Source organism: Agrobacterium burrii, from assembly GCF_017313405.1.
Classification (GTDB): domain Bacteria; phylum Pseudomonadota; class Alphaproteobacteria; order Rhizobiales; family Rhizobiaceae; genus Agrobacterium; species Agrobacterium burrii.
Genome location: NZ_JAFLNA010000010.1, coordinates 82,683 through 101,174, shown reverse-complemented (window position 1 = coordinate 101,174; position 18,492 = coordinate 82,683). Strand labels below are relative to the sequence as shown.

General features: G+C 61.3%; 17 protein-coding genes and 1 riboswitch. Of the genes, 5 read left to right on the top strand and 12 right to left on the bottom strand.

From position 1 onward, the window contains the following. Nucleotides 1-29: 29 nt before the first annotated feature. On the top strand, nucleotides 30-1,160 hold the full coding sequence (locus JZX89_RS18540; protein WP_207134979.1) for a cobalt-precorrin-5B (C(1))-methyltransferase: 1,131 nt from the start codon (nucleotides 30-32) through the stop codon (nucleotides 1,158-1,160). Here JZX89_RS18540 and cobM read toward each other — a convergent pair. The 3 genes from cobM to cbiE are packed head-to-tail and all read right to left on the bottom strand — an operon-like array spanning nucleotide 1,115 to nucleotide 3,575. Continuing rightward, nucleotides 1,115-1,888 carry a precorrin-4 C(11)-methyltransferase gene (cobM, locus tag JZX89_RS18535; RefSeq protein ID WP_207134978.1) on the bottom strand — a complete coding sequence of 258 codons (774 nt, stop codon included), beginning with the start codon at nucleotides 1,886-1,888 and terminating at the stop codon, nucleotides 1,115-1,117. The two genes, JZX89_RS18540 and cobM, sit on opposite strands and share 46 nt — an antisense overlap. Beyond that, a complete protein-coding gene (locus JZX89_RS18530) occupies nucleotides 1,885-2,304 on the bottom strand; it encodes a cobalamin biosynthesis protein (protein WP_207135047.1) in 420 nt (139 codons plus the stop codon). The genes cobM and JZX89_RS18530 overlap by 4 nt, the downstream gene beginning before the upstream one ends. Beyond that, on the bottom strand, nucleotides 2,298-3,575 hold the full coding sequence (gene cbiE, locus JZX89_RS18525; protein WP_207134977.1) for a precorrin-6y C5,15-methyltransferase (decarboxylating) subunit CbiE: 1,278 nt from the start codon (nucleotides 3,573-3,575) through the stop codon (nucleotides 2,298-2,300). The genes JZX89_RS18530 and cbiE overlap by 7 nt, the downstream gene beginning before the upstream one ends. Between cbiE and JZX89_RS18520 the strand changes: the two genes are divergently transcribed. Further along, nucleotides 3,574-4,356 carry a cobalt-precorrin-6A reductase gene (locus tag JZX89_RS18520; protein ID WP_207134976.1) on the top strand — a complete coding sequence of 261 codons (783 nt, stop codon included), beginning with the start codon at nucleotides 3,574-3,576 and terminating at the stop codon, nucleotides 4,354-4,356. The two genes, cbiE and JZX89_RS18520, sit on opposite strands and share 2 nt — an antisense overlap. On the opposite strand, the gene JZX89_RS18515 is transcribed toward JZX89_RS18520, so the two are convergent. From JZX89_RS18515 to JZX89_RS18485, 7 genes are read right to left on the bottom strand one after another with little or no spacing between them, the layout of a single operon-like run. Beyond that, nucleotides 4,323-5,084 (bottom strand): precorrin-3B C(17)-methyltransferase, encoded by a 762-nt coding sequence (locus JZX89_RS18515; RefSeq protein ID WP_207134975.1) that lies wholly within the window; start codon nucleotides 5,082-5,084, stop codon nucleotides 4,323-4,325. The two genes, JZX89_RS18520 and JZX89_RS18515, sit on opposite strands and share 34 nt — an antisense overlap. Then, nucleotides 5,081-5,851 carry a precorrin-2 C(20)-methyltransferase gene (locus JZX89_RS18510; protein ID WP_207134974.1) on the bottom strand — a complete coding sequence of 257 codons (771 nt, stop codon included), beginning with the start codon at nucleotides 5,849-5,851 and terminating at the stop codon, nucleotides 5,081-5,083. The genes JZX89_RS18515 and JZX89_RS18510 overlap by 4 nt, the downstream gene beginning before the upstream one ends. Further along, a complete protein-coding gene (locus JZX89_RS18505; RefSeq protein WP_149900383.1) occupies nucleotides 5,848-6,480 on the bottom strand; it encodes a precorrin-8X methylmutase in 633 nt (210 codons plus the stop codon). Before JZX89_RS18505 ends, JZX89_RS18510 begins: the two co-directional genes overlap by 4 nt. Beyond that, a complete protein-coding gene (gene cobG / locus JZX89_RS18500) occupies nucleotides 6,477-7,835 on the bottom strand; it encodes a precorrin-3B synthase (RefSeq protein ID WP_207135046.1) in 1,359 nt (452 codons plus the stop codon). The genes JZX89_RS18505 and cobG overlap by 4 nt, the downstream gene beginning before the upstream one ends. Further along, a complete protein-coding gene (gene cobN / locus JZX89_RS18495; RefSeq protein ID WP_207134973.1) occupies nucleotides 7,835-11,185 on the bottom strand; it encodes a cobaltochelatase subunit CobN in 3,351 nt (1,116 codons plus the stop codon). The genes cobG and cobN overlap by 1 nt, the downstream gene beginning before the upstream one ends. Nucleotides 11,186-11,217: 32 nt before the next feature. Further along, on the bottom strand, nucleotides 11,218-12,255 hold the full coding sequence (gene cobW / locus JZX89_RS18490) for a cobalamin biosynthesis protein CobW (protein ID WP_149900381.1): 1,038 nt from the start codon (nucleotides 12,253-12,255) through the stop codon (nucleotides 11,218-11,220). Next, nucleotides 12,252-12,677 carry a DUF1636 family protein gene (locus JZX89_RS18485; RefSeq protein WP_149900380.1) on the bottom strand — a complete coding sequence of 142 codons (426 nt, stop codon included), beginning with the start codon at nucleotides 12,675-12,677 and terminating at the stop codon, nucleotides 12,252-12,254. Before JZX89_RS18485 ends, cobW begins: the two co-directional genes overlap by 4 nt. 120 nt (nucleotides 12,678-12,797) lie before the next feature. Then, a riboswitch (cobalamin riboswitch) is annotated at nucleotides 12,798-13,015 on the bottom strand. Nucleotides 13,016-13,146: 131 nt separating this feature from the next. Here JZX89_RS18485 and cobO point away from each other — a divergent pair. Together cobO and JZX89_RS18475 are read left to right on the top strand one after the other, a co-directional pair. After that, nucleotides 13,147-13,764: a cob(I)yrinic acid a,c-diamide adenosyltransferase gene (gene cobO, locus JZX89_RS18480; protein ID WP_207134972.1), complete on the top strand. Its 618-nt coding sequence runs from the start codon at nucleotides 13,147-13,149 to the stop codon at nucleotides 13,762-13,764. A gap of 1 nt (nucleotide 13,765) precedes the next feature. After that, the gene (locus JZX89_RS18475; RefSeq protein ID WP_207134971.1) at nucleotides 13,766-15,223 is read left to right on the top strand and encodes a cobyric acid synthase; all 1,458 of its coding nucleotides are present in this window, start codon (nucleotides 13,766-13,768) and stop codon (nucleotides 15,221-15,223) included. Here the strand turns inward: JZX89_RS18475 and cbiB are convergent. Beyond that, the gene (cbiB, locus tag JZX89_RS18470) at nucleotides 15,210-16,175 is read right to left on the bottom strand and encodes an adenosylcobinamide-phosphate synthase CbiB (RefSeq protein WP_207134970.1); all 966 of its coding nucleotides are present in this window, start codon (nucleotides 16,173-16,175) and stop codon (nucleotides 15,210-15,212) included. The genes JZX89_RS18475 and cbiB overlap by 14 nt on opposite strands. Between cbiB and cobD the strand changes: the two genes are divergently transcribed. Next, nucleotides 16,174-17,220 (top strand): threonine-phosphate decarboxylase CobD, encoded by a 1,047-nt coding sequence (cobD, locus tag JZX89_RS18465; RefSeq protein WP_207134969.1) that lies wholly within the window; start codon nucleotides 16,174-16,176, stop codon nucleotides 17,218-17,220. The genes cbiB and cobD overlap by 2 nt on opposite strands. On the opposite strand, the gene JZX89_RS18460 is transcribed toward cobD, so the two are convergent. Further along, nucleotides 17,202-18,479, bottom strand: a complete 1,278-nt coding sequence (locus JZX89_RS18460; RefSeq protein WP_207134968.1) for an L-fuconate dehydratase — start codon at nucleotides 18,477-18,479, stop codon at nucleotides 17,202-17,204. The genes cobD and JZX89_RS18460 overlap by 19 nt on opposite strands. Between the last annotated feature and the right edge of the window lie 13 nt (nucleotides 18,480-18,492).

The following is an 18,492-nucleotide window of genomic DNA, read 5'->3' as shown; positions in this document are numbered from 1 at the left end:
AAAAAGCCGTCCCGGCTATAGGAATTGATATGGAAACGGATGGAAAGACCCTTCGCCGCGGCTGGACCACGGGCACCTGCGCGGCAGCCGCCACGAAGGCGGCCTGCGCCGCCCTTCTGACCGGCGAATTTCCTTACCCCGTCGAGGTCGAACTTCCAAGCGGTGCGAGGCCGGCATTTTCCCTTGCAACAGAAGAAAAAGGTGAAAACTTCGCCCGCGCCGGCGTCGTCAAGGATGCCGGCGACGATCCTGACGTCACCCATGGCGCGCTGATCGAAAGCACGGTCAGACGGGGTGAGCCAGGAAGCGGCATCACTTTCAAGGCCGGCAAGGGCGTCGGCACCGTTACCCGGCCGGGCCTGCCACTGCCGCCGGGAGAACCCGCCATCAACCCCGTGCCGCGCAAGATGATCGAGACCGCCATTCGCGAAGTGGCGGGAGCGAATGCCGATTTCGAAGTGGAAATCTCGGTTCGAGACGGCGAGAAACTGGCCGAAAAAACCCTGAATGGCAGGCTCGGCATTCTCGGCGGCATTTCCATTCTCGGCACCACCGGCGTCGTCATTCCCTTTTCCTGCTCGGCCTGGATTCACTCCATCTGGCGCGGCATCGATGTGGCGCGGGCAACCGGCTGCACACACGTGCTTGGCGCGACCGGAAACACCTCCGAAAAGGCCGGTCAGGCGCTGTATGAGTTGCCGGAAACTGCCCTGATCGACATGGGTGATTTCATCGGCGGCATGCTGAAATATCTGCGCAGCCACCCCGTCGAGCGTGTGACGATCGCCGGCGGCGTCGCCAAAATGACCAAGCTCGCCCAGGGCATGCTCGACGTGCATTCCAAAAAGGGCCTTGCCGATCTTGAAGCATTGGCGGCTTTGGCCACGGAGGCGGGAGGCGATGATGATCTCGCCATTGCCATCCGTCAGGCCAACATGGTCGCGCACGCCTTTCAGCTGGCCGAAGACGCGGGGATAGACCTCGGGGCAATCGTTGCGGAAAAAGCCTGGGTAACCGCAGCGGCGGCGCTGAACACGTCGGCCATCGCGCTCGATATTGTTGTTTTCGATCGCCAGGGCGCGCTCAAGGGGCGCACCGCCTTCACGCCGTCGCATCAACCCGCCGCATCTTCTTTCGGAGAACGGAACCGGCGTACATAGTCGGTACTATAAAGCGCGCTCTCGCGAAAATCCGTGGAGGCAAGCCCGCGACCGACGAAGATCAGCGCCGTGCGCTCCACCGGTTCCGCCGTAAGCTTGGCCTCAATATCGAACAGCGTGCCGCGAATGACCCGCTCATCCGGCCAGGAGGCGCGCACCACGATGGCAACGGGGCAATCGGACCCATAAAGCGGCGTCAGCTCCTCCACCACCTTGCCGATGGCATGGATGGCGAGGTGGATGGCGAGTGTCGTGCCAGTCGCACCGAAAGCCTTCAGCGTCTCACCGTCAGGCATCTTCGATGCACGACCGGAAATGCGGGTCAGCACAAGGCTCTGCGCCACTTCCGGCACCGTCAGCTCCCGCTGCAAGGTGGCGGCAGCCGCGGCGAAGGAGGGCACACCAGGCGTGACGGTATAATCCAGACCCAGCCGCTCCAGTCGGCGAATCTGTTCGCCCATGGCGCTCCAGACGGAAAGATCGCCGGAGTGCAGCCGCGCGACATCCTTGCCTGCCTTTGCCGCCGCCGCGAATTCCGCCTCGATCTCATCCAGCGAAAGTGCCGCCGTATCGACGATGCGCGCCCCCGGCGGGCAATAATCGATCAGCGCCTTCGGAACCAGCGAGCCGGCATAGAGGCAAACCGGGCAGGCAGCGATCAGATCGCGCCCGCGCACCGTAATGAGATCTGCGGCACCCGGACCGGCGCCGATGAAATGAACCGTCATTCTTCTTCTCCGTATTCAATGGCGCAGTCGTTACCACGTGGCACGTTGCCCGTCGTTGCGATAGCCACAGTTACATCACCGACGACGAGGCGTGGCGAAACCAACCGTGCATTTTCTCCCGCCGCCGCAAGCGCCGAAGCTTCACTGACGCTTGGCGTTCCGGCATGATCAAGGCTGGCCTGTGAAAATGTCATCGTCTCAGCGGCAACTGCCTCGAGCCGCTTCTGCGTTACGATTTCAAGCGACAGCGACAGGGCTTTTGCCGCTTCCGCGAGGCCAGCTTCCCCGGCCTTGAGCGACGCAGTCGCCAGAGAGTCAACCGTCATGCCAAGGGTCAGCTCGGCGGTGCGTATGGCCGTGATGATCGCATCCGAAGCAGCACCTTTACGGCAGCCTATACCGGCCACGATCACCATGGCTTGACCCAGCTCCATTGCGTCACCGGCATGGCCGGCCGCCAGCCTGACATGGAGCCGACAGCCGCTACGCGAGAAACCTCCAGCCGGATCATCGAACCGCCAAGCTGCGCATAGGCGGCCAGCAGCACCGCTTCCATTTCCAGCGTCACCGCATTGGCGACCAGCCGCCCGCCGGGTTTCAAAACCTCCATGGCAGCCTCGAGCACACCTGCTTCACTGCCGCCACCGCCAATAAAAATAGCATCCGGCGTGGGCAAGCCTTCAAAAGCTGCCGGGGCCACACCGATCATGACCTCCAGCCCCGGAACGCCAAAAGCATCGGCATTGCGGGTGATCCGCTCCGCCCTTTCCGGATGCTGCTCTATGGCAATGGCGCGCAGCGAGGGATGCGACAGCATCCATTCGATACCGATCGAGCCGGAGCCCGCGCCAATGTCCCACAGCAGTTCTCCACGCCGGGGCGCCAGTGAGGAGAGCGTCACAGCCCGGATTTCCCGTTTGGTTATCTGCCCGTCATGTTCGAACAGGCTGTCATCGAGCCCCTGCGTAAACGGCAGGACACGCGCATCCTCATCCGCCACGACATCAATCGCCACCACATTCAGCGGGTCAATATCTTCAAAGGCAAAATCAGCCGCCCTGGCTTGCCGCCGCCTTTCACGCGCTCCCCCCAACGCCTCAAGCAGGATGAATTCCGACCGACCAAAACCGGACTCGGATAATAACCGCGCAATCGAAGCCGGGTCGCGCTCATCCGAAGTCAGCGCGATGATCCGCGCGCCGGGATGCAGATGCGACCGCAAAAGATCGATGGAACGCCCATGCAGCGAAACGCATTCGGCCGACTGCAGCGCCCAGCCAAGCCGTGCCGCGGCCAGAGAAAAGGCGGAAGGCGAGGGATAGCAGACAGTCTCCCCGGAAGGGATCCGCCGCAGAAGCGTAACGCCGACGCCGTAGAAAAATGGATCGCCGGAGGCCAGCACACAAACCCGCCTGCCGCGCAACGCCAGAACATCGCTCATGCCCACATCAAAGGGCACCGGCCACGGGCGTGCCTCCCCCTGAATGGCTGCTTCCGCCAGTTCCAGATGACGTTTTCCGCCGAAAACCACCTCCGCCGTCTCTATTGCCGCGACCGCGTTGCGGCCCAGCCCCTGAAGCCCGTCTTCGCCGATACCGACGATCGAGAGCCATGGCTTTTCTTTCTTTTCGGTGGAAGCACTCTTTTCAGTAGAAGCCTTACCCGTTCCGGAATATTCAGACGTCATGACACGCTCCATACTCATCCTTGGCGGCACGGCGGATGCCCGCATTCTGGCCGGCAGGCTGGCAGAGGACTCCAGCTACCGAATTCTGCTGTCCATGGCGGGCCGCACGCTCTCGCCGGTCGAACAGCCGGTACCGATGCGCAGCGGCGGGTTTGGCGGCGCAGCAGGGCTGGCGGATTTCATTCGCACCAAGGGTTTCGATATTCTGGTCGATGCCACCCATCCCTATGCGGCAAAAATTTCCGCCAATGCGGTTGAAGCAGCAAGACTGGCCGACGTTCCACTTGTGGCGCTTTCGCGTCCCGCCTGGCAGCGACAGCCAGGTGACCGATGGCAGAGCGCCGACACTGCCGAACAGGCTGTTGCCGCGCTTGGAGATGAAAGCAGGCGTGTATTTCTGGCTCTCGGCCGCCAGGAGCTTCTTCCCTTCGAAGCCGCCCCCCAGCACAATTATCTCATCCGCAGTGTCGACCCCGTGGAGCCACCGCTGAAAGTACCGGATGCGCGCTACATCACCGCGCGCGGCCCCTTCGCTCTTGATGACGAAATCCACATGCTGGCGGAAAACCGCATCGAGGCGGTGGTTTCCAAGAATTCCGGCGGCAGCGCCAGTTACGGCAAAATCGAAGCGGCGAGACGGCTTGACCTGCCGGTCATCATGATCGAGCGGCCGCGATCTCTCGGCGACGCGCCCCTGAAGGGCACGACGGTGCCGGACATAGCGTCTGCGCTCACCGCCATCCGCCATCAGCTCTCCCTTTTCGAAAACCGCGGCGAATAAACGATCGGTTCCTTGCCGGAACGCTCGATCAGACGGGTTTCCACCGAACCGACGATGATGCAGGTGGCCATGTCAGCCATGTCGCTCGATGCTTCCGAGAGCGGCACGACCCGAATGCGCTCATCCGAGCGGCCTGCGGCGCGACCGAAGATCACCGGCACCGAGCCGGGCAGATGCGCGCGCAAAAGATCAAAAGCGGTGCCGAGCTGGTGCGGCCGCGCCTTGCTGACGGGGTTATAAAAAGCCATCACGAATCCGGCTTGCGCCGCCGCGATCAGCCGCTTTTCAATGATACCCCAGGGCTTGAGATTGTCAGACAGCGAAATGGCGCAGAAATCATGACCTAGCGGAGCGCCGGCCTTTGCGGCAACGGCCAGCATGGCGGTCACACCAGGCACGACCGAAAAATCGATCTCGCGCCATTCGGACGGACCATTTTCAATCGCCTCGCAGATGGCCGCCGCCATGGCGAAAACGCCGGGATCGCCGCCGGAGACCACACAAACCTTGCCGCCTTCGGCCGCAAGCCGCAGCGCCTGTTCGGCGCGGGAGATTTCTTCGCGATTGTCGGAGGCGTGGCGGCGCTGGTGAGGTCCAAGCGACAGGCGGTCGAGATAAGGAATATAACCGAAGAAATCTTCCGAAGCCTCGGCGGCAGCCAGCGCTTCCGGCGTTACCTGCGCCATATTGCCGGGGCCGAGGCCGACGACGACGAGCCTGCCGGTCATGGCTTTTCACCTGAAGAGAGGGGTCTGGTTTTCCAGCCGGGCACCAGAACCAGCGAAAAATAGGGTGCCGGCGATGCGTCACGCTCGATAAGCGGCACCGCATGGCTGTTTGCCATGGTGCCGCGCTCAACATAGAGCGCCTCGCTGAGCTTGCCGGCCTTTTCCAGCGCCCGGCGGATTTTCGGCAGGTTGCGCCCAACCTTCATGATCACGGCTCCATCGGTACCGGAAAGTCGTTCCGCGAGAATATCTTCCGCAAGCGTTCCGGGGAGCACGCTCAATATGTCGTCACCCTGTACCAACGGCAGCCCGGCCATGGACCAGCAGCCGGACATGGCCGTGATACCCGCAACCACCTCTGCATCGTAGGACGGAGACAGCCGCAGATGAAGGTGCATATAGGAGCCGTAAAACAGCGGATCGCCTTCCGAAAGCACGGCCACATTGCGCCCGGCCTCAAGATGGGCGGCAATGTCCTTCGCCGACTGATCGAAGAATGCGGCAATCGCGCCGCGATAATCCTCGCCGTTCTTGTCGCTTTCGACGGTCACCGGATAGACCAGCGGCATTTCCAGCGTGCCGGGGCGGATGAAGGCTTCGACAATGCCGCGACCATTACCGCTGCCGCCCTTCTTGCAGAAGAAAGCAAGCACATCGGCATTTTCGATGGCGCGCACCGCTTTCAGTGTCAGAAGCTCGGGATCGCCCGGCCCGGTGCCGACACCAACCAGTTTACCCTTGGCTTGTTCAAAAAGAGCCGCACTCACAGGCCTGCCCTCGCAACCGCATTGATGGCAGCGGCCGTCATGGCCGAACCGCCCATACGTCCCTTGACGATGGCATAGGGAATGCCGAGCGCGCTTGCCTCCAGCGCATCCTTCGATTCCGCCGCACCGACGAAGCCGACGGGCATGCCGATGATGGCGGCGGGACGCGGCGCACCCTTTTCCAACATCTCGAGAAGATAGAACAGCGCCGTCGGCGCATTGCCGATCGCAACAAGAGCGCCGTCCAGTTTTTCCGCCCAGAGATCGAGTGCGGCGGCCGAACGCGTATTGCCGATCTTTTTCGCAAGCTCTGGTGTGCGTGGATCACGCAATGTGCAGATCACGGCATTGTCATTCGGAAGCCGGGCGTGGGTTACGCCATGGGCAACCATTTGCGCATCACAGAGGATGGGCTTTCCGGCCAGCAACGCACCCCGCGCAGCGGCAACGAAATCGGGCGAGAAACGGAAATGGCTGGCCGCCTCCACCTGCCCGCAGGCATGGATCATGCGAATGGCGATATCCGCCTGCTCTTCGGTGAAGCCGGATAAATCCGCTTCTTCACGGATAATGGCGAAGGAGCGCTCATAGATCGCGTTGCCGTCGCGAATATAGTCATAGTCGGTCATCGGTCATCCTGTCGAAGCGCCGCACCAATCGCTTGCCTGCCAACACGGGCAAGCAGGGTGGCGCCGTTTTCCCCGGGCTTATGTTCTTTTTCGTAAAGACGGGCAAGCCGCGAAAGCGCCGTCCTCTGCTGTGCGAAAGGTAAAATCCCGTCGGGCGGGTCGCCGGCGCGGCCGGAAACGGAAAAGACCAGCCCATCGGCCGTGCCGCAAAAGGCCAGAAGCGACGGGGCAGGGTGCGCGCAGCCTTTGCCACAGCCGGAAATATGCAACGTGAAAGAACCGTCGAGCAATGAGACGCATTCCCGGGAAGCAAAAGCGGCCAGTTCATGCGTTGGAAGAAAAGCCGATGCACAGCCCGGCGCGCCGGGACAGACAGCGATGGAAGAGCGCGCATCACCAGCTTCGGTAACGAAACCACATGCCCCCGCAGCCTCAAGCAATGCATCGCAAGCGGATTTCGATCCGAAAAATAGCATGCTATGGTTTGGTGATGGCCGCAAAGCCCTGATGCCGAGCACATCGGCGTCCTGGCAGAGGCGCGATAAATCAGAGCCTCGAACCTGCCCGAAGGCAGGCGCGGTACCGGCAGCAAAAAGGCCCGTGCCCGCTGCCGTCAATCCAAGCGGCGAAGAAGGTGCCCGAACGGCCTCGCTCTTTAGCAGCCGATCCAGCAGCCGGTCACCACAAACCGCTTGGATGGCCGATCGGTCCAGATCGCGGCCACGTGCAAATGGCCCCTTGCCGGCGAGATAAAGGAGAAGCGAAAGGACCACATCCGCCGCCGCAGCCGTTTCGACTAACCCCGCGTTCAGTGCTTTGCTTTCCGGCCCGCCGACAAGCAGTTGCCAGAAAGTCTGGCTGTCCAGCCGGATCGCTTTGAGGCGAATATCTGCCAGCAATTCCCCCGTGGAGAGATATCCGCCACCATCAACGACGACAGAAATCTTGGCGGCGAGCTTTTCATGAAGAGCGAGCCGGTCAGCCTCTTTCCTTATCTGTTCGGCGAGAAAACGCCCGTCGGCGATTTCCGTGTCATCCCGGCCGGCAAGAGGCGAAGTCTCGACTGCCAGCCCTTCGCGCAGCGGCAGACCAAGTGCCAGAACATCCTTTTCCAGGGCGCATGCGCTTTCCGGCGTCAGGCCGCGGAACTGGAGGCTGCCGCGTGCGGTGATGTCGAGCAGCCCATTGCCGTGCCGCTCGGCAAGGTCGCAAAGTGCCACCATCGCACGGGGCGAGATATCCGCGTCGAAAGCTACTCGGGACAGAAAACCGTCGCCGGTCCGCATAGGTGCTGAGAGCGCCGGGCAAAGACCACGGCGACCGAATGGCTGAACGGTATCGGCAGCGGTAGCCATCATGCGCCAACCCTTTCGGAACGGGGCAGGATCAGTATTTCCAGCTCCGCATCCACCGCATTTCGCCGGCTATGCCACAGGCCGCGACGGCGGGCGGACAGGAAGCGCTCGGCCATCACCTGTCCTGCCTTCGGATTTTCCCGCAGGATGAAATCGCGCACCGCCTCGTTGCCGAAATAGGCATCATAAAGCGCCTCGATCAGCGAAGAGGAAACCACATGAGTGGTTTCGGCAAAACCGACCAGCCGGTCCACAGTCTCGGCAAATTCCGCCGCTCCGCGTGGGCCATGCCGCATCTGGCCGGCAATGAAGCGCGGGTTGACGGCGCGTGCCCGCACCACCCGCGTCAGCGCCTGCGCCATCGACCTTGCACGCGGACGTGCCGGGTCGGTCGTATCCAGCGCCACGATATCGGCTACACCACCCAATGCTGCCTTCGCCGCGGAGAAGCCGCCGATGAAGGCGACATCGGAAGAACCGTCAAGAAGATCGCGGCCGGGATCGTCGCCAGTATGAACCAGAAGATCGGCCCGGCGCACAAGTTCCACAAAACCGGCATTCTCGAACATCTCCAGCCCATCGGCACCGCCGAAAGCATGGCTTGCAGCATCAAGATAGGCCTGTCCCAACTCCTCGCGTTCGTCCCATTTTCCGCTGGCGAGTTTTTCTTCGATACCCGCGCCATAGGTTCCGGGCGCGGAACCGAAGATACGCGCCGGAATATGCCCGAGCGCTGCCGCCTCTTCCGCCAGCGGATTGTCTCCCGGCGCCTCATCCCGCCGCGCCACGGCCTTGGCGGCGGCATCAAGCAGCGCAATCAGCGCCGGAAACATGTCGCGGAACAGGCCAGAAATGCGAAAGGTGACATCAACCCGCGGCCGCCCAAGGCTCGCCGGTGGCATAACTTCGATGCCGGTGACGCGGCCGGTGGTCAGGTCATGGATCGGTCTCGCCCCCATCAGATGCAGCGCCTGCGCCACATCCTCACCGCCATTGCGCAGGCTCGCACTTCCCCAGAGGTCGAAAACCAGATGTTTCGGCCAGTCGCCATGACTTTGCAGGTGGTGCCGAAGCACTTCTTCCCCCGCCATGCGGCCTAGCTCGAAAGCCGTCGGCGTCGGCATGGTGCGCGGGTCGGCTGCATAAAGATTACGGCCGGTGGGCAGCACGTCGAGCCGTCCGCGAGCGGGTGCCCCGGAAGGGCCGGGAACCACATGTCGTCCATCAAGCGCGGCGAGTAGCGCCGCTTTTTCCGCCCTGGCGCTTTCAAGTCTCAGCGGATCGGTTTCCCCTTCCGGGTAGCGGCCGAAGACATGCTGGCCATCCTTGATGGCGAAATCTTTCAGGTCGCAGAGAAAGGCGTCGATACGCGACAGGGCCGCGTCGGCGTCATCCTTCGCGCCCACGCCCGCCTCCGCCGCAAGCCCGGTTTCCAGCGCCTTTTCAACGATCAGTTTCGCCAGCCGGTCACGGCGGCGGCGATCCAGCCCATCCGCCTGCGCATATTCATCGACCAGCTGTTCCAACGCCGATTGGCCCTGTGAAAGCCCGGCATTGACCAGCACCGGCGGAATATGGCCGATAGTCACGGCAGCAATCCGCCGTTTGGCCACCGCCGCCTCGCCGGGATTGGAAACGATGAAAGGATAGACCACCGGCAGTGGGCCGGTGACGATTTCCGGAAAACAATTGCGCGAAAGCGCGACCGTCTTGCCCGGCAGCCACTCGAGCGTGCCGTGAGCACCGACATGTACGATGGCATGTGCCGCCGCGACCCGTTGCATCCACGCACCGAAAGCAACAAGTGCGTGACGCGGCGGCAGGGCAGGGTCGTGGTAATCCACCCGCTTATCCTCGTTTCGCCCCCGGTCCGGTGCGAGCGCCACGAACACATTGCCAAAACGGGCGACGCGAAAGCGGAATGCGCCATCGGCAAGCGCATCGTCACTTTCCGCAGTTCCCCACGTGGCATTCACGGATACGGCCGCCGTTTCCGGCAAAACCTCAAGAAAATCTAGATAGGCGGAAAGATCAATCGCCGCTTCCTGATGCTCGACACAATCCAGTAAAGCCCGAGCGGTTTCAGGAATATTCGACACCGCATATCCCGCATCGGCAAGATCGCGCAACATTTCAAGCACGCTTTGCGGCACATCCAGACCAACGGCATAACCCGTGCGCCCCGGCGCGGCACCGGGATAATCGGGCATCAGAATAACGATACGGCGATCCTGTTTCGATGCCTGTTTCAATCGCAGAAAGGCCGCGATGCGGTTCGCCACCTGCTCGACGCGATCCGCCTCCGGCACATTTAGGAGGCTGACACCACCATCCGCCCGCGCCTGTTTGAACGAAATCGCACCGGCGAGAATCCGGCCATCCAGTTCCGGCAGAACCACATGCATGGCAAGATCGGACGGGTTGAGGCCGCGGGCATTTTCCGCCCAGCCATCCCGCCGGGTCGTCGCCATGACCACCTGAAACACTGGCACGCCAAGGCGGTCGAACAGTGTTTTCCCGACTTCATCCGTCTGGCTGGCAAAAGCCGTGGCGGCGATGATGGCGACAGGCTGAAGATCGGGCAGCACGGTTTCGAGAAAACGGATCGCCTCCCCATCCTTCAGGCCGCTGACGAAAATCGGCAAGGGCGCAAAACCGCGCTCGCAGAGCGCGTGGAAAAGCGCATCCACGGGCGCCACATCCTCCGCAAGCAGCATGGAGCGGTAAAAGAGAATGGGCAGGATGGCTGCATCGGCTGGAAAGGCGGCGCGGGCTTCCGTCTGACTGACGACGCCCTGCCCGGGCCGGTAGAATCCGGCCTTCGGCAATGGTTCGGCCTCGATATCCGGCCAGATGCCATCCTTTGCCAGAACCGCCAGACCAGCTGCAAGGCGGCCCATATTTTCCCCTCCGCCTTCACGGAAAAAGGAAAGGACGGAGGCCAACATCTGCCGATCGACGGTCGAAGCCGCTTCGAGCTTTTCGTCCCTTTCGCTGCATTCTCCCGGCAAAAGCAGAAGCTTGATGCCGTGCCTGCGTGCCAAAATCACAAGCTGGTCGACGCCGTAACGCCAGCGCTCCGCGCCGCCGAGAATCCGGATAAGAATAACGCGGGCATGTTCCGCCGTCTTTTCGATCCACAGATCAACCGACATCGGATGCCGAAGCTCGGACAGATTGGCGACGGACAGGGATGGCATAGCGCGCCCCGCCTGCCGCCAGGCCTGCTCAAGCCCGGCAAGATCGCTTGCCGAAAAAGACAACATCACCACATCTGAACGGGGCTGGTTGAGATCAACCGGCTCGATCAGGTCGTCCAGAGACGAGGATGTGGTGGCGAGAATATGCATCTAAAGCATTTCCAGTAAAAGTCCGTGGCCGGTCAGGCGGCCAGCATCTGTTCTATCTTTTCGCGGTTGATGCCCTTTTCACCGATGATAACGAGCCGGCTGCGGCGCTCCTCACCCGCCGCCCATGGGCGATCGTAATAGTGGTTGACCCGGCTGCCGACAGCCTGCACCTGCAGGCGCATCGGCTTGGCGGAAACTTCAATGAAGCCCTTTATGCGCAAAACATTTTCGGCAGCCGCCGTCTCTGCAATGCGGATCGCCAGCGCTTCCGGATCGCTCACGGCAGGCAGATCGATGACGAAGCTGTCGAAATCGTCGTGTTCATGATCCAGTTCGCCATCATGGTGGGTACGGCGGTTTTCGATGTCCTCTTCCACCGCAAGACCGAGACCGATCAGCACCGCAGGATCGATTGCGCCATTGGATGCCACGACGATCTTCGCGGCCTTTGGCAGGTGCTCAAGAATGTGGGCCTTTGCCTTGTCGAGACCAGCGCTATCGAGAAGATCAGCCTTGGTCATAACGATGAGGTCGGCGCAGGCGATCTGATCCTCGAAAACCTCTTCAACCGGGTCATCGTGATCAAGCGCCTCGTCATTCGCCCGCTGGGCGGCGAGTGCTTCCATGTCGTGGGCAACCTGTCCCTCGGCAAGGGCGGCACCATCCACTACGGCCACCACGGCATCCACCGTCACGCGGCTCTTGATCGCCGGCCATTGGAAGGCCTGCACCAGCGGCTTCGGCAGGGCGAGGCCGGACGTTTCGATGAGGATATGCTCCACCTTCGGCTGGCGGCTCAAAATCTGCTCGATGGCGGGCTGGAAATCATCCGCCACCGTGCAGCAGATGCAGCCATTGGCCAATTCGACGATGTTTTCTTCCGGGCAGCTTTCAATGCCGCAGCCTTTCAGAATTTCGCCATCGATGCCGATATCGCCGAATTCATTGACGATGATGGCGAGCCGCTTGCCGTCCAGCTTTTCCAGAAGACCGCGCAGCAGCGTGGTTTTTCCGGCCCCCAGAAAGCCGGTGACGATGGTGCAGGGAACGCGGTCCAGAAGGGTGCTCATGATCTCTCCTCGGTAAAATCGAATGGGGGAATGCGCGCCACCATGCCGCGCTTTAATGTGTCGGGCCGGCCACGCCAGGGCATCAGGCCATCTGCGGAGGCGGCCAGCATATGCGCGCCCGTCAACAGGTCACCTGCATCATCCGGCGTCAGTCCGCCAAATACATAGGACCAGCCGTCGCCGCCACGCAGCACGGCGCTGAGGCCGCGCTTGCAATTGGCAAGGCAATTGACGGAACGAACGACGACGCCAGATTCTTCCGCCTTTGCGATGACGGCATCGGCGAGGCGCGAACCGGCGCGCGGTTCAGCATTGGGATCGGCTTCATCGCGACAGCTTCGGCAAACGAAGACGACCACACCGGACGCCGTGTCAGCCTGCGTGTTTCCGCCTGCACATGAAGATGTCGCTGAAATATCCAAACCGTTTCGCTTCCCGCGCCTTTAAAAAAATCGTCGGGGTGCGGATATCGAAAACGGCATGCGCAGATGCGCAACCCCAATGTTCGATCTGACCGACTGACCGGAGCACCCCGCCCGGCAGACGTTTTTTCTGAAACGGCAGGTCTCCTGGCTTGCGGCTTCAAAACACCCGGGCACCGCCTTCCCGAACCCATATTGAAGGCCCAGTGGCTTTACGGTGCGGGCTTACCGCTTACAGTTGCGGGGGCAGCCACGGAATGACCCATTGTCCGGGTGGAACCGTGTTCCCTCTTAGCTTTTCCCGTTGCCGGGAAAAGACCGTCAGTCCGCTACCATTAGGCTGAACGGGGGTGAGGGTCAATGCCGCGGCCTGTCCCTCACACATTGCCGGGTGCGGCAAATTGGGTATAGTCGCCGCTCCGAATGGCGGGGGCATGGCCCCGCACAGCAGGATGAGAAGGAAAACGTGATGACGCGCGACATCAGCGACAACGAAGCCGAACGCCACCGGCAGAAAATGGTCAACCGCAAGACGGCTCAGGATGCCGAAGTTGCGGCAAAGACCATCGAAAAAGGTCTGCTGATGATCAATACCGGCCCCGGCAAAGGCAAGTCCACGGCGGCCTTCGGCCTTGCTTTGCGCATGCTCGGCACCGGGCGGCGAGTCGGCGTGGTGCAGTTCATCAAGGGCGCATGGTCAACGGGCGAACAACAGGCTCTGACGCTTTTCGGTGACAAGGTTGTCTGGCGCACCATGGGCGAGGGTTTCACGTGGGACACACAGGATCTGAAACGCGATGTTGCCGCAGCCACAAAGGCCTGGGAAGAAGCCAAGGTCCTGATGGCCGATGAAACGATCGGCCTCCTGATCCTCGATGAACTGAACATCGCGCTGCGTTACGACTATCTGCCGCTGGAAGAGGTCGTTGAAACGCTGTCCAGTCGCAGGCCTGATCTGCACGTTATCGTCACCGGCCGCAATGCCAAGCAACCGCTGATCGACGCCGCCGACATGGTGACGGAAATGACGCTGGTGAAACACCACTTCAAGGCGGGCGTGAAGGCGCAGGCCGGGATAGAATTCTGACATGACTGCGCGGGTGCTGATGTTTCAGGGAACCGGCTCGGACGTCGGCAAATCGCTGATGGTGGCCGGCCTTGCCCGGGCATTCACCCGGCGCGGCCTGTCGGTCATGCCGTTCAAACCGCAGAACATGTCGAATAATGCGGCGGTGACCGCCGACGGCGGCGAGATCGGCCGTGCGCAGGCGCTGCAGGCGCGGGCGGCGGGGGTGCCGCTCTCCGTTCACATGAACCCGGTACTCCTGAAACCACAGAGCGAGACCGGCGCACAGGTGGTGGTGCAGGGCAAGATCGTCGGTAATGCCAGAGCGGCCGATTATCAGCACATGAAGGCCGGGCTGATGCCGCTTGTGCTGGAAAGCTTTGAGCACCTGAAACTACAGGCCGATCTGGTGCTGGTGGAAGGGGCGGGCAGCGCGTCTGAAATCAACCTACGCGCCAATGACATCGCCAATATGGGTTTTGCCCGTGCGGCAAATGCGCCCGTAATCCTGATCGGCGATATCGATCGGGGCGGCGTCATCGCCAGCCTCGTCGGCACCAAGGCAGTGCTTGAGCCGGGCGATGCGGCAATGATCGAAGGTTTCATCGTCAACCGCTTTCGCGGCGATCCGGCGCTGTTTTCAGATGGCATGCGGATGATTGCGGAAAAGACCGATTGGGCCTCCATCGGCCTTCTGCCACATTTTTCCGATGCCACGAAACTGCCGGCGGAAGATGCTCTCGGTCTTTCCGGCCCTGCCCAGCAGAAACCGGGTGCGAATATCCGCATCGCGGTGCCAATCCTGCCGCATATTTCCAATTTCGACGATCTGGATCCGCTGGACATGGAACCGGATGTGGAACTGATCCGCGTGCGGCCGGGCGAAACCATTCCTGCCGATTGCCGGCTGGTGCTGCTTTGCGGTTCGAAATCCACCATCGCCGATTTGGCCATGTTGAAAAATGCGGGTCTCGATATCGATATCAAGGCCCACGCCCGGCGTGGTGGCTATGTTCTTGGCCTCTGCGGCGGATACCAGATGCTGGGGAAAACCGTCGCTGATCCTGCCGGCATAGAAGGGCCGCTGGCGAAGATTGACGGGCTTGGCTTGCTGGATGTCGATACGGTTTTGACCGGCGACAAACGGCTGGTTTCCGTGCGGGGCAGGAGTTTCGACGGAATTGATTTATCCGGCTATGAAATGCATGTCGGCGAAACGAAGGGTGCTGCGGATAACCAGCCGTTCTCGATGATCGACGGACATGCCGATGGCGCCATCTCGCCCGACGGCCGCATCTTCGGCACCTATATTCACGGGCTTTTTGCGGATAACGGCCAGCGCAGCGCATGGCTGGAGCGACTTGGCGGTGAGGGCACCCATCTGAATTACGATGCGCAAGTGGACGCGGTTCTTGACCGTCTGGCGGCGCATATGGAAGAGCACCTCGATCTCGACAGACTGCTGTCTATAGCGCGATAAGGATCGCCAGCAGCCCAAACAAGCCGATCAGCAAGACATCTGCGATCCGCGCCAGCCGTAGCGCGGTGCGAATATCGCCGGCAACCAGCGTCGCTCTTCCGCCCTCACCCATGAAACCCGCATCAATCATCTGCCCGCCATAGGAGCGTGGGCCGGCAAGTGCAAAGCCAAGAGCACCAGCCAGCGCCGCCTCCGGCCAGCCGGCATTGGGGGAACGATGGTGGTGCGCATCACGACGGATCGCAGCGATGGCACCCTTGGGCGACGCGCCCTTCACAAAAAAAGCTGCCGCTACGAAAAGAACGCCGCTCAACCTCGACGCCGGCAAATTGACCAGATCGTCCAGCCGGGCCGAGGCCCAACCAAAGGCTTCATGGCGTGGTGAACGATGGCCGATCATGCTGTCGGCCGTATTGATCGCCTTATAGGCCGCGCCGCCCGGCAGGCCCAACAGGCCGAGCCAAAGAGCAGGGGCAACGATACCGTCGGAAAAATTCTCGGCCAGACTTTCAATCGCCGCGCGGCAGATCGCCGCCTCATCCAGCTTTTGCGGATCACGACCGACAATCATCGAAACCGCCATACGGCCACCCTCCACCCCTTCGCGCTCCAAAGCAATGGCGACAGCTTCCACATGCTGTTCCAGACTTTTCTGCGCCGGAAGCGAAGCACCGAGGATCGCCACAGCCAACAGGCCGAAGGGCAGGAGAAGCAGAAGCGATTGCGCAGACCATGCAAGAATGACGGTGAGACCGGCAAAAACCACCAGAGCCGCCACGCCCGCCGCCTTACGCTGCGAAAATGACGCACTCTCCCGGTTCCATTTTTTGTCCAGCAGCGCGATAAGCGAACCGATCCAGGTGACGGGGTGGCCGATGCGATTGAACAGCCATTCCGGATAACCGGTCAGGCGTTCGATCACGAGCGACAGGAAAGCGAGAGCAAAGAACATGGGCGAGACAGTACCAGAAAAGGCTCAAGGAGCGATCCGTCACGGCGGCAATCTCGGCAAGGCGCGGCTGATGTTCCCTGAAGCGCCTGAACCTTGGATCGACCTTTCGACCGGGATCAATCCGCACTCCTATCCGCATTCGCCCATTCCCGCCAGCGCCTTCGCCCGCCTGCCGGAACCGGATGCTGCCGAAGAGTTGAAACAGCTGGCAGCAGCCCATTTTGGCGCACCTTCTGCCCGGCATGTCACACTTTCTCCCGGCACGCAGATGCTGATGCCTTTACTGGCTCAAATCGCTCTTTCCCGTGGGGCAAAAAATGGCAGCGTCCTTTCGCCCGCCTATGCGGAACATTCCCGCACCGCGCGCATGGCCGGACTGACCGTTACCGAAGTGGAAAACCTTGGCGACCTGTCAGCATCCGGCTATGCGGTGGTGGTCAATCCCAACAATCCCGATGGCCGCGCCACTGATAGACAGGCTCTGCTGTCTCTAGCCGATTCGATGCGCCCTAATGGCGGCCTGCTCGTCGTGGATGAAGCTTTTATCGAAACGGGAGGTGCGGAAAGCCTTGCAGATGTCGCAGATCACGATGCGCTGGTGGTACTGCGATCCTTCGGTAAATTTTATGGCATGGCAGGCGTGCGGCTCGGTTTCGCAATTGCGCATCCTGATATCGCCGCTACACTCGAGGCAAGGCTCGGACCCTGGGCAGTTTCCGGCCCGGCACTACATATTGCGACCGAAGCTTTGGCAGACGAGGATTGGCGATCATCCATGCGCCTTCAGCTCGCGAAAGAAGCCCGGCGCATGAATGACCTGCTGAAAAAAGCGCGACTGGAAATCGCCGGCGGCACGTCCCTGTTCACGCTGGTCCGGGACAAGCGCGCCACAGCACTGTTCGGCCATCTCGGCCGGCGCGGCATTCTGGTCCGCATTTTCGATGAAAGGCCGAGCGACATGCGTTTCGGCCTTCCCGGCAGCGAAGCGGAGTGGCAGCGCCTCGAGGCAGCGCTACTGTCCTTTGATCATCCCTCGAAGGTGTAGGTCTCAATCGAATCCGGCTTCATTTCGATGGAGAAGCCCGGCAGTTTCGGCGGCATGTAAGCGGCGTTGCGGATATCGCAAGGCTCGATGAAGTGCTCGTGCAAGTGATCCACATATTCGATGACGCGACCTTCCTTGGTGCCTGAAACCACCAGATAGTCGATCATCGACAGGTGCTGCACATATTCGCAAAGGCCGACGCCGCCGGCATGCGGCCAGACCGGTAGATTGTATTTGGCGGCAATCAGCAGCACCGCCAGCACTTCGTTCAGCCCACCCATACGGCAGCTGTCGATCTGCACCACGTCGATGGCGCCTTCGGCGATGAACTGCTTGAACATGATGCGGTTCTGGCACATTTCACCAGTTGCTACCTTCACGGAGCCGATGGCTGCGCGAATCTTGCGATGGCCGGCGACATCATCCGGGCTGGTCGGCTCTTCAATGAAGAAAGGCTTGGAAAAGGCGAGCTTATTCACCCACTCGATCGCCTGATCCACTTCCCACACCTGATTGGCATCGATCATCAGGTAACGGTCGGGGCCGATCACCTCGCGGGCAATGGTGAGACGGCGAATATCGTCTTCCAGATCGCGACCGACCTTCATCTTCACATGGTTGAATCCGGCATCGATGGCTTCCTGGCAAAGACGGCGCAGCTTGGCGTCGTCATAACCGAGCCAGCCGGCTGACGTCGTGTAGCAGGCATAACCCTCGTTCTTCAGCGTTTCGATACGTTCCTTCTTGCCGCTTTCGGCCGTTTTGAGGATCGCAAGCGCATCGTCACGGGTCAGCACATCGGTCAGATAACGGTAATCGACGATATCGGCGATTTCTTCCGCGCTCATATCGGCAACAAGCTGCCACACCGGCTTGCCCGCCTTCTTCGCCAGCAGATCCCAGACAGCATTGACGACGGCACCGGTGGCGAGATGCATCGCACCCTTGTCCGGGCCGATCCAGCGCAGCTGGCTGTCGCTCGTCAGATGCCGCCAATATTTGCCGGGGTTCTCGGTAACCACGGCAAGATCGGTGCCGACCACCAGATGCCGCATCGCTTCGATCGCCATGCAGCAAATGTCATTGCCACGGCCGATGGTGAAGGTCAGGCCATGGCCCTTCAAGCCCGGCTCGTCGGTGTCGAGAATGACATAAGCCGCCGAATAATCCGGGTCGGGGTTCATCGCATCCGAACCGTCGAGGCTCTGGGAGGTCGGGAAACGCAGGTCGAAAACACGCAGATCTGTAATTTTGGTCATGGCCGGTTACTCG